Origin of the sequence: Bacillus sp. YBWC18, assembly GCF_002998775.1 — a bacterium.
GTDB lineage: Bacteria > Bacillota > Bacilli > Bacillales > Bacillaceae > Bacillus.
Genome location: NZ_PVRI01000008.1, coordinates 32,699 through 47,777, shown reverse-complemented (window position 1 = coordinate 47,777; position 15,079 = coordinate 32,699). Strand labels below are relative to the sequence as shown.

At 38.4% G+C, this 15,079-nt stretch carries 20 protein-coding genes; all 20 read left to right on the top strand.

All coding sequences use genetic code 11. From position 1 onward, the window contains the following. The 20 genes from degU to hpf all read left to right on the top strand — a co-directional run bounded on the left by degU (position 1) and on the right by hpf (position 15,042). Positions 1–690: a two-component system response regulator DegU gene (gene degU, locus C6348_RS17795; protein ID WP_008348273.1), complete on the top strand. Its 690-nt coding sequence runs from the start codon at positions 1–3 to the stop codon at positions 688–690. A gap of 217 nt (positions 691–907) precedes the next feature. After that, positions 908–1,750, top strand: a complete 843-nt coding sequence (locus tag C6348_RS17790) for a DegV family protein (RefSeq protein ID WP_106043907.1) — start codon at positions 908–910, stop codon at positions 1,748–1,750. A gap of 120 nt (positions 1,751–1,870) precedes the next feature. Further along, positions 1,871–3,250 carry an ATP-dependent helicase ComFA gene (locus tag C6348_RS17785; RefSeq protein WP_142394263.1) on the top strand — a complete coding sequence of 460 codons (1,380 nt, stop codon included), beginning with the start codon at positions 1,871–1,873 and terminating at the stop codon, positions 3,248–3,250. Between the two features lie 66 nt (positions 3,251–3,316). Further along, a complete protein-coding gene (gene comFB, locus C6348_RS17780) occupies positions 3,317–3,610 on the top strand; it encodes a late competence protein ComFB (RefSeq protein WP_060597398.1) in 294 nt (97 codons plus the stop codon). Then, positions 3,607–4,293, top strand: coding sequence for a ComFC family protein (locus C6348_RS18980; RefSeq protein WP_189288297.1), 687 nt, complete (start codon positions 3,607–3,609; stop codon positions 4,291–4,293). The genes comFB and C6348_RS18980 overlap by 4 nt, the downstream gene beginning before the upstream one ends. Positions 4,294–4,349: 56 nt before the next feature. Next, complete coding sequence (locus tag C6348_RS17770; RefSeq protein WP_106043906.1) at positions 4,350–4,769, top strand: TIGR03826 family flagellar region protein; 420 nt, start codon at positions 4,350–4,352, stop codon at positions 4,767–4,769. A gap of 79 nt (positions 4,770–4,848) precedes the next feature. Next, positions 4,849–5,112 carry a flagellar biosynthesis anti-sigma factor FlgM gene (flgM, locus tag C6348_RS17765; protein WP_003213252.1) on the top strand — a complete coding sequence of 88 codons (264 nt, stop codon included), beginning with the start codon at positions 4,849–4,851 and terminating at the stop codon, positions 5,110–5,112. An 18-nt stretch (positions 5,113–5,130) separates the two neighbouring features. Continuing rightward, on the top strand, positions 5,131–5,613 hold the full coding sequence (locus tag C6348_RS17760; protein ID WP_034660146.1) for a flagellar protein FlgN: 483 nt from the start codon (positions 5,131–5,133) through the stop codon (positions 5,611–5,613). 15 nt (positions 5,614–5,628) lie between these two features. Continuing rightward, a complete protein-coding gene (gene flgK, locus C6348_RS17755; RefSeq protein ID WP_106036479.1) occupies positions 5,629–7,149 on the top strand; it encodes a flagellar hook-associated protein FlgK in 1,521 nt (506 codons plus the stop codon). A gap of 9 nt (positions 7,150–7,158) precedes the next feature. After that, positions 7,159–8,070 (top strand): flagellar hook-associated protein FlgL, encoded by a 912-nt coding sequence (gene flgL, locus C6348_RS17750; RefSeq protein WP_066031682.1) that lies wholly within the window; start codon positions 7,159–7,161, stop codon positions 8,068–8,070. Positions 8,071–8,118: 48 nt separating this feature from the next. Then, a complete protein-coding gene (locus C6348_RS17745; protein ID WP_106043905.1) occupies positions 8,119–8,697 on the top strand; it encodes a DUF6470 family protein in 579 nt (192 codons plus the stop codon). A 28-nt stretch (positions 8,698–8,725) separates the two neighbouring features. Then, positions 8,726–9,160, top strand: coding sequence for a flagellar assembly protein FliW (gene fliW / locus C6348_RS17740; protein WP_044139341.1), 435 nt, complete (start codon positions 8,726–8,728; stop codon positions 9,158–9,160). Continuing rightward, positions 9,154–9,378 carry a carbon storage regulator CsrA gene (csrA, locus tag C6348_RS17735; RefSeq protein WP_095285728.1) on the top strand — a complete coding sequence of 75 codons (225 nt, stop codon included), beginning with the start codon at positions 9,154–9,156 and terminating at the stop codon, positions 9,376–9,378. Before fliW ends, csrA begins: the two co-directional genes overlap by 7 nt. A 161-nt stretch (positions 9,379–9,539) precedes the next feature. After that, a complete protein-coding gene (gene flaG, locus C6348_RS17730; protein ID WP_106030563.1) occupies positions 9,540–9,881 on the top strand; it encodes a flagellar protein FlaG in 342 nt (113 codons plus the stop codon). Between the two features lie 20 nt (positions 9,882–9,901). After that, the gene (locus C6348_RS17725; RefSeq protein WP_106043904.1) at positions 9,902–11,416 is read left to right on the top strand and encodes a flagellar hook-associated protein 2; all 1,515 of its coding nucleotides are present in this window, start codon (positions 9,902–9,904) and stop codon (positions 11,414–11,416) included. A 17-nt stretch (positions 11,417–11,433) separates the two neighbouring features. Further along, entirely contained in the window at positions 11,434–11,838 is a 405-nt protein-coding gene (gene fliS, locus C6348_RS17720; protein WP_106036481.1) for a flagellar export chaperone FliS, read from the top strand. Next, the gene (fliT, locus tag C6348_RS17715) at positions 11,835–12,176 is read left to right on the top strand and encodes a flagella biosynthesis regulatory protein FliT (protein ID WP_106043903.1); all 342 of its coding nucleotides are present in this window, start codon (positions 11,835–11,837) and stop codon (positions 12,174–12,176) included. Before fliS ends, fliT begins: the two co-directional genes overlap by 4 nt. 13 nt (positions 12,177–12,189) lie before the next feature. Beyond that, on the top strand, positions 12,190–12,570 hold the full coding sequence (locus C6348_RS17710; RefSeq protein WP_034660137.1) for a DUF8042 domain-containing protein: 381 nt from the start codon (positions 12,190–12,192) through the stop codon (positions 12,568–12,570). A gap of 33 nt (positions 12,571–12,603) precedes the next feature. Further along, positions 12,604–14,289 carry a methyl-accepting chemotaxis protein gene (locus C6348_RS17705; RefSeq protein WP_106043902.1) on the top strand — a complete coding sequence of 562 codons (1,686 nt, stop codon included), beginning with the start codon at positions 12,604–12,606 and terminating at the stop codon, positions 14,287–14,289. A 189-nt stretch (positions 14,290–14,478) separates the two neighbouring features. Next, a complete protein-coding gene (gene hpf, locus C6348_RS17700) occupies positions 14,479–15,042 on the top strand; it encodes a ribosome hibernation-promoting factor, HPF/YfiA family (protein WP_034660135.1) in 564 nt (187 codons plus the stop codon). The last annotated feature ends 37 nt before the right edge of the window (positions 15,043–15,079 follow it).

Below are 15,079 nucleotides of genomic sequence, written 5' to 3'. Positions count from 1 at the left end.
GTGACTAAAGTAAATATTGTAATTATTGATGATCACCAATTATTCCGTGAAGGTGTCAAACGGATTTTAGATTTTGAACCTACTTTTGAAGTAGTTGCAGAAGGAGACGACGGTGACGAAGCTGCACGTATCGTAGAACACTATCATCCGGATGTTGTCATTATGGACATTAATATGCCGAATGTAAATGGTGTAGAGGCTACAAAGCAGCTAGTTGAGCTTTATCCCGAATCAAAAGTCATTATTCTATCTATTCATGACGATGAAAACTATGTGACACATGCATTGAAAACAGGGGCAAGAGGCTACCTGTTAAAAGAAATGGATGCAGACACGCTCATTGAAGCAGTGAAAGTCGTAGCTGACGGAGGATCTTATTTACATCCGAAAGTTACTCATAACTTAGTAAATGAATTCCGACGCCTAGCGACTAGTGGCGTTTCAGCACATCCGCAGCACGAGGTATATCCTGAAATTCGCAGACCACTTCATATCTTAACGAGACGTGAGTGCGAAGTTCTTCAAATGTTAGCTGACGGAAAGAGCAATAGAGGAATTGGTGAGTCGCTCTTTATTAGTGAGAAAACAGTCAAAAACCACGTGAGTAACATTTTACAAAAAATGAATGTAAACGACCGTACACAAGCTGTTGTTGTAGCAATTAAAAACGGCTGGGTAGAAATGAGATAATGTTCCGGACAAGTACTCCTTTTTCGCCTGTTTTTGGTTCTCTCACATGTTAACTGGAGAGAAATGATAGGTAGATAAGGAGTCTTTTTCGGATATAGCAGGCTTGCCTATTGATTAGGCAGGCTTTTTTGATTACTATTATAATTCTAATGAATAACAATGATCATTCTTTGAAAATAAAAAAGAGCAACTTAACGGATAAGGAAGGTATTTAAGAATGAAAATAGCCGTTGTAACAGACAGTACTGCTTATATACCACAAGAGCTGCGTGATAAACATCATATTCATATGATCCCTCTTAATGTCATTTTTGGCAACGAATCATACCGTGAAGAAATAGAAATGGGTTGGAAGACATATTATGAAGAAGTCAAAAAGCATAAAGACCTTCCAACCACCTCTCAGCCTGCTTTCGGTGAGTTAATAGAATTATATGAAAAACTAAGTGAAACATACGATGCTGTGATTAGTATTCACCTTTCAAGCGGAATTAGTGGAACATATAATAGTGCAGCCTCAGCAAATGACCTAGTTGACGGGATTGATATTTATCCGTTTGATACAGAAACTAGCTGTATGGCGCAAGGTTTTTATGCGATAGAAGCTGCTGAAAAAATCCAAGGTGGTGCTTCTCTAGAAGAAGTGTTAGCCCATCTCAATTATCTGAAAGAGAATCAGAGAGCTTATTTTATGGTAGACGATTTAACTCATTTACAAAGAGGCGGCAGATTAAATGGTGCTCAGGCTTTTATTGGGAGCCTCTTAAAGGTAAAGCCTATACTGCATTTTGACAACAAGCTAATTGTCCCTTTTGAGAAGATTCGTACACGGAAAAAAGCCATTTCACGTATTTTTGAATTATTTGACGAAGATGCATCACGTGGTGTCCCGATGAGAGCAACACTGATACATGGTAATAGAGAAGAAGAAGCAGACGACTTAATTGCGCACTTATCAGAAAAGTATCCTCATGTTGAATTTTATAAAAGCTACTTTGGTGCCGTGATTGGCACTCATCTAGGCGAAGGCTCTATAGCTCTTGGCTGGGTGATTAGATAAATCTTAAAAAACCTCTTTTCTAATAGAAAAGGGGTTTTGTTTTTCTATTTTAGCTGTTGGACGAAAGGTCATGTCTTTGCGCATAATAGGCAAACATCAGTTGAAAGGTGTTTGGTGAAATTGAACATGGACAAAGCAATGGAACTAAGGCAGCAACTGCAGTCACGCCACCTGCTTACCGCTGAAACAAGATGCTCACAGTCCGATTTGGATTGGCTGGAGGAGAAAGGGTTCGTCATCCGAACACCTGCTATTGAGAGGAAAGCAAATGGTCTTACTTGCTGTAGATGTGGTGTATCAAAAAAGCGGTACTTTGCCCACACTCCGTGTGACATGTGTCAAAAAGATTGTGTGTACTGTAGATCATGCATCATGATGGGGAAAACAACGGAATGTGGCTTTCTTTATGAATGGACGGGTCCACAAATGGAAGAAACATGTCATACGGAATTAACATGGCAGGGAAACCTGTCTAAAGGACAAAAAAGAGCGTCCGAAAAATTGATCGAAGCGATAAAAAACAAATCTGACCTACTCATCTGGGCAGTTTGCGGGGCAGGGAAAACAGAGGTGCTCTTTTACGGAATTGAATATGCCTTACATCAAGGAATGAGTGTCTGCATTGCGACACCTAGAACAGATGTTGTCCTTGAACTAGAGCCGCGGCTTAAAAAAGCATTTCAAGGAATGAAAATAGCTGTTCTTTATGGAGGAAGCCCTCAAAGGTTCCAAATAGCACCGCTAGTGATCGCCACAACTCATCAGTTGATGAGATACAAACATGCATTTGATGTGCTTATTATAGATGAAGTCGACGCCTTTCCTTATTCAATCGATGAACGTCTCCAATTTGCTGTTTTAAAGGCAATGAGAAAGAAAGGGGTTAGGGTTTATTTAAGTGCGACGCCCTCTAAGAAAATGAAAAGAGATGTATCTCGTGGACAACTAGAAGCCATAAAAATTCCTCTGCGCTTTCACCAACAACCGTTACCTGTCCCGTCCTTTCAATGGATTGGACATTGGAAGAAGAAATTAAAAAAGAACCAGCTCCCACCTAAAGTAATGAATTGGATGCAGAAACATATCACAAAGAAGAGAAGGATTTTACTTTTTGTTCCTTCTATTTCGACCATGAAGAAGGTAACGAAGGTTCTTAGAGAACAACGCTTAAATGTAGAAGGGGTGTCTGCTGATGATCCAGACAGGAAACAAAAGGTCCAGCACTTCAGAGATTATAAATACGATGTACTAGTTACAACCACCATTCTAGAAAGAGGCGTAACCATTCCAAATGTTCAAGTGGGGGTACTAGGTGCGGAATCTACTATCTTTACAGAGAGTGCACTTGTTCAGATTTCTGGTAGAGCAGGTAGACATCCCGATTTTTTTAAAGGAGATGTTATCTTTTTTCATTTTGGTTTAACGAGAAGTATGAAACAAGCAAAGAAGCATATCGTAAAAATGAATGATACAGCTGCAAAAGAGTTTACTGAAAAATAATGTGGGTTCAACTAAATTTCATGGTACATTTATATTCACAATACACAAATGGCAGGAGAGACAAATATGCTACTCAATGCAAAAGAAATACTACTCAAGGAAATCCTCTATCAATATCTCAACCAATTAAACATGATTTGTCACTGTGAAAAGTGTATAGAAGATGTATTAGCGATTTCACTAAATCAAGTGAAGCCTCAGTATATAACAGATATCGATAAAATATCTTACAGTAAATCCGAGATGGTGGATAAACAGAAGAATACGGCCATGCTGGTCATTCTGACAGAAGCTGCTTCAAAGGTCACCACATTTCCAAGATGCGAAAATCGTCTGCCGATAAATAAGGATAACAATTGATCTGCCTAATTTGTGAGGGGCATTTTGTCGCTGCTTTTACATGGAAATCATTACTTCTATTAAATGATGATCATCTATGTATAGCATGTAAGCATCACCTAGAAAAAATTCAACGCCCGATTTGTCCAGCTTGTGGGAGAGCACAGTCGAATGATCAATTATGTCAAGACTGTTCCAGGTGGAAAGAACGCCCTGATTCTACTACAGTACTTGTGAAAAATAGGTCTGTTTATGCTTACAACGATTTGATGAAAGATGTCCTTTCCCGCTTTAAATTTCGAGGTGATACAGCTTTAGCTGAGCTTTTTAAACAAGATGTCCAAGCAGTATTTAAGCGCTCCTTTTCAATTAAAGAACCTGTGCTGATCCCGATTCCTTTAAGTAAAGAAAGGCTAAAGGAAAGAGGGTTTAATCAGTCAGTCATACTTGCTTCCTTGATTGGTCAGCCGATCCTTCAGCCGCTTGTGAAAATACATCAAAGCAAGCAGTCTAAGAAAAAGAAAAATGAACGTTTAGATCAAAAAAGAATGTTTCAAATCAAGCAGACAGATGCGATCGTTCAAAGGGATGTTATCTTAATTGACGACATCTATACAACGGGGGCCACCATTTATGATGCGGCAAGAATTTTAAAAGAAGCAGGTGCCAAAAGTGTTTCCTCTTTTACGTTAATCCGTAGTTAAAATTCAGGATAATTAACCGATAATAAGAAGAGAAAATAACGTAAGGGGTTTTGGTTATGAATCAATTGGCAAACTGTCCACAATGTAATCAGCTATTTTTAAAAACCACCATCCAAACGGTTTGTAACAAATGCTTCGAAGAAGAAGAACGTTCTTTTGATATCGTTTATAAATTCTTGCGAAAGCAAAGTAATAGACAATCAATCATTGCTGAAATAGTAGATGCAACAGAAGTTGCTGAAGAATTAATCTTGAAATTTATCCGTTTGAAAAGACTTCAAATTAGTCAATTTCCGAATATCAACTATCCTTGTGAAAGATGTGGCCAACCGATCAGAAAAAACAAGCTGTGCAGCCAATGTGAACAGGATATTCATTCGCAAATGAGTCAAATGAATCAAGAAGAAGAGCGTAAAAGGGAGATTGAATCTAGGAAAAAAGACACCTATTATGCCATTAATCCTAAAAACGATTGATTCCCTAAACTAAGTTGCAGTTTGGTCGATAAAATGGATAGAATCAAGACAGACTGTAACGGAAAGCGAGAGGAATCCCGTGAAAATTAATCGATATGGAACACAACCAGTAAATCCTTACAAGAAAACATATGAGAAACAAACGTTGCAATCAAATCAAGCAAAATCAACTGATAAAGTCGAAATTTCTAAAAAGGCAATCGAAATGCAAAAGGTGCCGAATATCATGAAAGAACGCCAAGATAAAATAGACCAAATTAAAAAAAGCATTGAAGCCGGAACATATCAAGTAGATACAAAAGGCATTGCTGATAAAATGCTGAATTTTTATAAACAACAATAACAAAAGGGAGTAGCGTGAATGTCAGTTAAAATAATCATTGAAGAGCTGCATCGTCTCTATGGATTGCATGAACAGCTTTTGAAGCTGTCGAAGGATAAAACAGAAATGCTGAAAAGCAATGAGATTGATGCTCTTTCAGAGGTTCTGAATTTAGAGCAAAAATATATTCAAGCCATTTCTCAATTAGAAGAAAAACGAATTGAAGCCACAGTTCAATTTTTACAAAGTGATGAACCGCCAACCATCACCGCGTGTATCGAAAAGGCTGAAGGTTCAGATCAAGAAGAGCTCATTTCGTTATATGACAAATTAAATGACATCATGGTGGAACTGAAAGATGTAAATGAACTGAACAAACAGCTCATTCAGCAGTCGCTTCAATTTATTTCACTGACATTCGATCTCGTTAACCCTAATAAAGAAAATATGAATTACGGACAAAATGGTCTTGAGAGTTCAAAGCCTAAACAGCAGAGGGCTTTGTTTGATTCAAAGGCGTAAACAAGGAGGATACCAATGGGTTCTACATTCATGGGTCTAGAAACGGCAAAAAGAGGAATCACAGCCCAGCGTGCAGGGCTTTATGTCACATCAAACAACGTCTCCAATGCAAATACAGATGGCTACTCAAGACAAAGAGTTACCTTTAAAGCAGATAATCCTTATCCAGTCATTTCAGTTTATGACGGCAAGACGTATGGCCAAATGGGGACAGGAGTTCAAGTTGGAACCGTTGAAAGAATTCGAGACAGCTTTTTAGATCTGCAATTCAGAGATCATAACAATAACTTGTCTTACTACTCAACAAAATCTGATGCCCTTTCGCAAATGGAGGGAGTTATGAATGATTTGACGGATGAAGGCTTAAACAGAGCTTTTGATAACCTTTGGAAATCATTACAGGTCCTATCCGAAACAAAAAATGCCGATACAGCGTCTGCGCGTACAGTTGTTAAAACAAGTGCACAGGCTTTAGTAGATCAATTCCGTCTACTTAATTCGTCTTTAACAACGATACAAAAGAATTTAAAAACAGAACTCGATTCAACAGCCAAAAATGTGAACACGATTTTATCTCAAATAGATGAAGTGAACAAACAAATTGCAGCAGTTGAACCAAACGGGTATCTTCCAAATGATCTATATGATACGCGTGATGCGTTGGTAGATCAATTATCCTCACTTGTTGATATTAAAGTGAGCTATAATCCATCTGGCGGGAATGCACTCAAAATTGCTGAAGGAACTGTCAACATCGACATTATCGGTGCAAATGGACAATCTGCTGGAACGATTTTGAATGGCATTACGAACGAAAAATCTGAACTGCAAATCTCCTATGATAATACAACGGGACTTGTTAACTCACTTCAATTCGGAACAACAACCATTGCAGCAGATCAGCTTCAAGTGAATGGTAAAGTAAAAGCACTTGTTGAGGCTTATGGCTACATGTCAAATGGTGCTGAAAAAGGCATGTATCCGGATATGCTTGCAGAGCTGGATGAAGTAGCACAAGTATTTATGGATACATTTAACGATGTGCATAAGCAGGGGTACACGTTAAATGGCACAAGTGGACAAGACTTCTTTGATATTGAGAATAACAATGAATTGAATAAAGGCTTAGCAGCTCGTATCAAAGTGAGTGATGTCATTTTAGCATCAACAGATAATATTGCAGCATCTCTCAATCAAACAAAAGGTGACGGTTCGAATGCTACAAAATTAGCAAATATACAAGACTTAAAGTTACCAATCGGCGGCAATACAACGACGATCCAGGATTACTACCAAAATGTCATTGCTGAGATGGGGATTCAAGGGAAAAAGAACATGACGCTAGAAAGCAGTTCAGCCGCTCTTGTCAATTCAGCCAATGAACGTAGAATGTCGACGAGTGCTGTTTCCATTGATGAAGAAATGACGAATATGATCCAATTTCAGCATGCATATAATGCAGCTGCGAGAGTTGTGACATTACAAGATGAAATATTGGATAAAGTAATAAACGGCATGGGTGTCGTAGGAAGGTAGGTATAGCTGATGCGAGTCACACAAGGTATGATTTCTCAAAACTCACTTCGTAATATTAGTAAAAGTTATGAAAAACTTTCTAAAATAAATGAGCAAGCACAAACAGGGAGACGTTTCACAAAAACGTCTGATGATCCCGTTGCAGCAGTAAAAAGCCTTCAATATAGCACAGCAATGTTTCGAAATGAACAATATCAAAAAAACTTAAATGAAGCACAAAACTGGATTGATACATCTGAAACAAGTGTCACTGAAATCATTGATATTATGTCAAATGTACGAGATAAAGTGCTTGATGCGGCTAACGGAACAAAGCAGCCAGAAGATTTAGCAGCTATCGGAGTGGAAATTGGCCAGATGAAGAAACAAATCATTGACGCAATGAACACTCAGATGTTAGGTAAATTCGTATTTAATGGAACGAATACAAATGTCAAACCAGTTGTCGAGAACGCAGATGGTACGTTTACGTTTAACTTTGAAAACTATACAGATGCAAATGCCGTTAAGTCGAACATTTCTGATGGTATCACTTTAAATGTGAACTCAAATCCAATTTCAGCGTTTGGTGGACAGTCTGCCAGCGGTCAAAATGTCATTGAAATGCTGACGGATTTAGAAAACTCATTGAAAAATGGAACGTTCGCAAATTCTGATGATGCGTTAGGAAGTATCGATCAGTTTAAAGAAGTGATGAGTGCTGAGCGCTCGGACCTAGGAGCCCGTTCAAATCGTGTTGACTTAGTAGGCAGTCGCTTGACTTCACAATTCGAAGTACTGAAAAATGCCAAATCAGATAATGAAGATGTAGAAAGTGAAAAAGCAATTATTGATCTTCTTCAACAAGAGGTTGTGAATAGAGCTGCTTTAGCAACGACGGCTAAAGTTATTCAGCCATCCCTTGTCGATTTCTTAAGATAATAAAAAGCATCCGTTGGGTGCTTTTTTGCATCATGGAGGTGTACCTATATGCAAATCCCTAGATTGTTAATGCAACAAACCTATGCAAAGCTGCAAATGTCGACAACTCCTTCTCGGCAAGAAGTAGAGCAGCCAAGAGCAGACCTTGAGATTCAGCAGCCCAGAGCCGTCATGAATATGACAAGGACACCGTCAAAATTAACAATAGATCAAACCGAAGCATTTGCCGATATGGATATCAAGTCGATTTTTAGACGATCTGAGGAATGGGCAGCTGAGGGGAAACGTGCTGTTGGAGAGGGAATGGGCCGAAGAGCGGAAGAAGGCAGTGAACTCATCAAGATCGAGAATGGTGGGAATGCAATTGCCGAGTTTGCCAAAATCAATGGCGCTCCTCCAGCCAAACAATTCACCATTGGTGTGATCCCTTCATTCTTTAGTGTGAAAATTCACTATCAGCCATCTGAGCTTCAAATTGATGTGGAGCCTCAAAAAGCTATCATAGAGGCAACGCCTCATAAACCAATCGTTAACTACCAGCCAGGTAAGGTCAATATTGATATGTTACAATACCCAGATTTAAAAATAGAAGTTGACGAAACGGGCCAAAATGGTGATAAGGTATAGTTAAGAAAAATGAAAAAGGTCGTGAATTATGATCATTCAAACAAAATACCATGGTGAAGTGACAATCAAAGAGGAGCAAATTATCAACTTCTCTAATGGAATACCAGGATTTCTGGATCAAAAACAGTTTGTCATTTTACCTTTATCAGAAGAGTCTCCATTTTTAGTTCTTCAATCATTGAAAAACGCAGAGTTAGGCTTTATTGTCAGCAGTCCGTTTTTATTTTTCAATCAATATGAATTCGATCTAGACGAAACGGTCGTAGATATTCTAGAAGTAGAAGATGCCAATGATGTGGAAGTCATGGTGATCTTAACAATGGAATCTTCTATTGAAAAAACGACAGCCAATTTAAGAGCGCCTATTATTGTGAACCGGAAAAACATGAAAGCCAAGCAGGTGATTTTGCATGATTCAGCCTATCATACAAAACATTTGTTAGAGGTGGCATCCTCATGTTAGTTCTCTCGCGTAAATTAAACCAGTCGATTCAAATTGGCGATGATATTGAAGTCAAGATTATTTCAATCGAAGGAGATCAAGTGAAAATCGGGATTGAAGCTCCTAAGCACATTGATATTCACAGGAAAGAAGTGTACCTGTCTATTCAAGAAGAGAACAGTCGTGCTGCGAGTTTATCCGTAGATCTCCTCACTCAATTATCCTCACAAAAAAAGTGAGGATTTTTTTATCTAATTCAGTTGTCCTTCTCCGTATGAAAGCGTTTCGATGTGTGTGTTTATAATCTATATGAAACTTTAACAAATCGGTCCATCTATATTTAATTTGAAAATTCAAAGCCGATATAAAAGGTAGATTAAAGCACAGGAGCTGAATAACTATGTCTGTTGGTAAGGTGACATCGCTAGAGCCAATTATCGATGCATTTCAAACCCGTGTTTCTAATAACCAGAATGACAATGTAAACTCTGATTTACAAGCAAATGGCAAGGTCGTTTCAAAAGAAGAAATTGAAAAAACGCTTCAAGGAGCAAACAAGCTGATTGAACCCACTCAATTTCATCTGCAATTTGAATTACATGAAAAACTCAATGAATATTATGTCAAAGTCGTAGATAACCAAACAGAAGAAGTCATTAGAGAAATTCCTTCCAAGGAATGGCTTGATTTCTATGCGGCAATGACAGAAATTGTCGGTTTATTTGTAGATAAAAGAATGTAAGTGAAGGGAGAACATAAAAAATGGTCAATCGAATTACTGGATTTTCAAATGTGTTTGATATTGATGAAATCGTATCAAAGCTAATGAAAACTGAGCAAGCACCACTTGATAAAATGACACGCCAGAAACAAACACTTGAATGGCAAAGAGACAGCTATCGCGAGGTGAACTCGAAAGTCAAAGAATTAGATGATTTGATCAACAGTTTAAACTTAACGCGTCCAAGTACATATGGCGCAAAAAAGGTGACAAGCTCAAATGAATCTGCTGTCACAGCAACTGGCTCAACTAATGCTACTTCTGGCTCAATCAATGTCACCCAATTAGCGACAGCTTCCGTCTTCAGATCATCTGGTACATCTGGATTTACACCAACAAATGGCACGTTTACATTCGAAGTGACGACACCAGATTCGACAAAACCGAAAACGGTGACGATCAATACTTCTGATACCGATACAATTGATGACATCGTGAAAAAGCTGAACAGCTCGCAATTAGGTGTGACGGCTTACAAAGGACAGATCTTTGACGGATCAAACTATGTCGATACGGTCGCTCTCACTTCACGGACAACGGGAGAAGGTGTCAGTATTAAAGCAGCTGATGGTAATTCAGCTTCATTCTTCACTCAATTAGGCTTCCAAGTGGATGGAGATAACAAATTAGTTGCGACCACTCAAGGGCAAAAAGCACAATACGAGATTAATGGTCTGAAAATGGAAAATAACAACAATACATTTGAGCAAGCTGGTATTACGTACGAGCTTAAAGGGACAACCGATAAGCCTGTCAGCTTAAACGTTTCAACAGATGTCGATACAATCTTTGATAAAATTAAACAATTTGTTGATAAATACAATGAACTTGTTGAGCAGGTCAATGGCAAAGTCAATGAAAAAAGAAATAGGGACTATCATCCTTTAACAGCTGAAGAGAAAAAAGCAATGTCTGACAAAGAAGTGGAGCTATGGGAAACGACAGCGAAGTCTGGCTTGCTGAGAAGTGATTCCATTTTACGAGGTGGTGCCTCTAAAATAAGAAGTGATTTTTATGCTGATATTACGACAAGTGATGGGAATAGAATTCACATGACACAAATCGGAATTACCACTTCAGATAAATATAAAGATGGCGGAAAGCTTGTCATTGATGAACCGAAACTAAGAAAAGCCATTGAAGAAGACCCACAGAAGATCAGTCAAATATTTATGTCAGGTTCGCTAAATGTGGATTCAAAAGATAAAGATAAAGCGCAGCAGCAATATCAAGAACAAGGAATCATTCATCGTATCAAAAATTCCTTATCAGCCTTCACGAAGAGCATTCAAACTAAAGCTGGCAGCACAACAATGCAATTAAAGGAATACGGACTTGGTAAGGACCTTGATTCTTTAACAAAACGAATGGATACATTCCAAGATCGTTTAAAAATGGTTGAAACCCGCTACTACAAAAAGTTTAGCGCCATGGATAGCGCGATTCAAAAGCTAAACAACCAATCTGGCTATCTTTCTCAACTGCTTGGACAATAATTGGAGGTTTATAACATATGGCAATAAAGAACCCTTATGCCGCCTATCAGAAAAATTCTATTGAGACTGCAACACCTGCTGAGTTGACGCTTATGCTTTATGAAGGCTGCTTAAAGTTCATTAGACTAGCGAAGTATGCCATTCAAAAAGAGGATGCAGAAACGAGAAATGTGAACCTGAAAAAGGCTCAAAACATCATTCAAGAATTAAATGTCACCTTAAATCGTTCTTATGACGTATCAAAGAGTATGGCAAGTATGTATGATTACATTTATCGCAGACTGATTGAAGCCAATCTTCAAAATGACGAAGAGATGTTGAATGAAGTAGAGCAATACGTAACTGATTTTCGTGATGCATGGAAGGAAGTTATTCAAACCGATCGAAAAGGGCGCCATCACTCTATCGGGGGATCTCTATGAGTATTGTGGACCAGCTGCATGACCAAACATTAAAAATGGCAGCCGAAATAGCGGCAAATCCGCAAAGTGACACCTTGGTTGAAGACTTTGATGCCTTTTTGATTGAGAGAGACGAATTAATGAGAGATATTCAGCATGAGCTGACGGATCAAGAAAAAGAGAAAATCAAAGAAATCATCCAAACAGATCAACAGATGGCGAAGCAATTAACTGTGATCCAAAATGGGATCAAAGCAGATATTCAAGCCATTCAAAGAAAGAAAACAAAACAGCTGAATTATCAAAATCCATACCAGCCTATGACGAGTGACGGCGTATATTACGATAAACGGAAATAATTAGGTGAGACCTGTGGCGTATCGTTCAGATGACTATATTTTATTAACCACATATTATGAACTTCTATATACGATAGAAGAGAGTCTAAAATATTTAGATGAAATTGAGAAGGATTTTGCTAAAACTGAAGGGGATCGGATCTTTAATGATCTGATCCATGCCTTCTTTCATTTAGAGACAACGCATCCCCTTCTGCTTTCAATTATAGAAAATGAGCACTTTGCCAAAACGATTCGTTCGTTTGATCAAATTTTTTTAAGTTTTGATATACTAGCTTTCTATACATTCCCTTCAATACACTTCCAATCATTCCTTACATCATATTTTATACCTGAATATAGAAAGTGGATGGATGAAATACATGCCTGTATGAGGCCGTATGTCATTCATTAATTTTTGTTCAATTCAGACCATTCGGAGGAAATTATGAGACTAAAAAATCAATTTTTGTTTGGGCTTATTGTCATATGTGTATTGTTTGTCAGTATTTTAGGGGTCTCAAGCTTTATCTATTACAAAACAGATCAATCCTACAAGACGCTTCTCAGCAAAGAAGTGAAGCTTTATCAGACCTCACTGGAATTAGAGGTGCTTTTGCAAAAGCAGGAAGCGCAAATCAAAACCTATGTTGTCGTGCAAGATGCTGAAAATTTACAGAAAATTGAGCAAACATATGAAGAGATTAATAAGAAAACAACTGAAGCTTCAAAAATGAGCGCTGTCAAACAAGCAAAAAATCTATTAGATCAAATCTCAGAAAAAAATTATCTCTACTACACCTCAACGAACCGACTATTTAATTCATTGAATATGCAAAATCAAAAAGAATTCAACACCCGCCTCAGTCAAGAATTACAGCCTATCGAACAAGAAATACATACCTTTACAAAAGAATTTGCTCAAACCCAGTTGAAGCAACGTGACCAGAAAATCAATCAGCTCAATCAAGACAGTAACCAATTAGTGTTCACACTCATTCTAGTTAGTGCGGTCATTATTGTTGGCTTTTTGGTGATTGGGACAAGATTCGTTTATCGTATGACAAAGCCGATTGTTTCTGTCACAAATGCCGCGAGAAGGATGGCAGATGGTGATCTTACACTTGAAGAGATTGAAGTGACCTCTAAAAATGAGATTGGCCAACTTGGTACCGCTTTTAATCAAATGACGACTCATTTACGTCAGCTCATTTTACAGGTGCAAAATGGATCAAGACAATTAGCTGATTCTGCTGCTCAGTTTGAGGAAACCATTCATCAAACAATATCGGCAAGTGAGCAGACGTCTAGTTCGATTGAACAGGTCGGTGAAGCTTCACGTGAACAATCAGACGCGGTCGGAAAAGTAGCTTCTGCGATTCAAGAAGTCTCGACTGGTATGCAAAATGCAGCTGAACACACATCCGATGTTTCGGGTCACTCAATTTCAGTGACTGAAAAGGCTGAAGAGGGTGCAGCGCTTATTCAGCAATTCGTAAAACAAATGAGCTCTATCAAAGCGTCTGTGAACGAGCACCATTCCACAATGGCTCATGTACAAGCCCAGTTTACTGGCATTGAAGATTTGTTAGGTCATATCCATGCCATTGCTGACCAAACGAATTTGCTTGCTTTAAATGCAGCTATTGAAGCGGCAAGAGCAGGAGAACATGGAAGAGGCTTTGCGGTTGTAGCAGATGAAGTGAGGAAACTGGCGGAAGAATCTAGTCAGCTGACAGATCAAATTAGTCAATTACTCGCGAACGTGAACAAAGATACTGAAAAATCATCACACTCATTGACAAAGGTTGAGCAGGATGTAGCAGAAGGTGTGAAAGTATCGCAATTGTCTGAACAGAGCTTTCATGAAATCTTGGAATCTATTCGTGATATTTCGATGAAAGCAGAGGAACTTTCAGCCACTGCAGAGCAAATTTCAGCTAGTACAGAGGAAATATCTCAGACGGTTGGGGTCATTGAAGAAGGAGCCAAACGCAATTCAGAAGAGACGGAGTACATGTCTGCGGCTGTTGAAGAATCATTGGCGGCAAATGAAGAGATGAAAGCAGCGGCGGAAGATTTAAAAACCTTATCTCATTCGCTGAAAACATCCATTTCATCTTTCACGATTTAAACGTGAGCTGGTCTTTTTCAAGAATGAGCCGAATATATATTCATCACCTATCAAGCAACAGTTGAAGCACCGCAAAATTCGACAAATTTCAATGAATATTCACATTTTTTTTACGTTTGAGCAGGAGAAAAGGAGGGAAAAGTAGAAATAGGTTTACATATCCTTAATTTTAAAGGAGGCGTTCTTTACATGAATTACAATGTCAGAGGAGAAAACATCGACGTAACACCTGCACTAAGAGATCATGTCGAGAAAAAAATTGGAAAGCTGGAGCGTTATTTTGAAACAGACGTAGATGCTTCAGTCAACGTGAACTTGAAGTTTTACAATGATCAAGAATCTAAAGTTGAGGTTACCATTCCAATGACTGATCTAGCACTTCGAGCTGAGGTGCATAATGAAGATATGTACAATGCAGTAGACCTAGCAGCCAGTAAATTAGAACGTCAAATTCGAAAGCACAAAACAAAAGTAAACCGTAAATTCCGCGAGCAAGGTGCCAAAAAACACTTATTTGCTGGAGGAAATGGGACGCCTGATGTAGCTGTTCAAGATGACGAAGAAATTGATGAAACAGAAATCGTCAGACAAAAACGATTCAATTTAAAACCGATGGATAGCGAAGAGGCCATTCTTCAAATGAACATGTTAGGTCATAGTTTCTTCGTCTTCACAAATGCTGAGACAAATTTGACCAATGTGGTCTATCGCCGAAATGATGGAAAATATGGACTCATTGAGCCAAACGCTTAATCTGATCTAAAAACAACCTAAAAAAAGTAAACCCGTT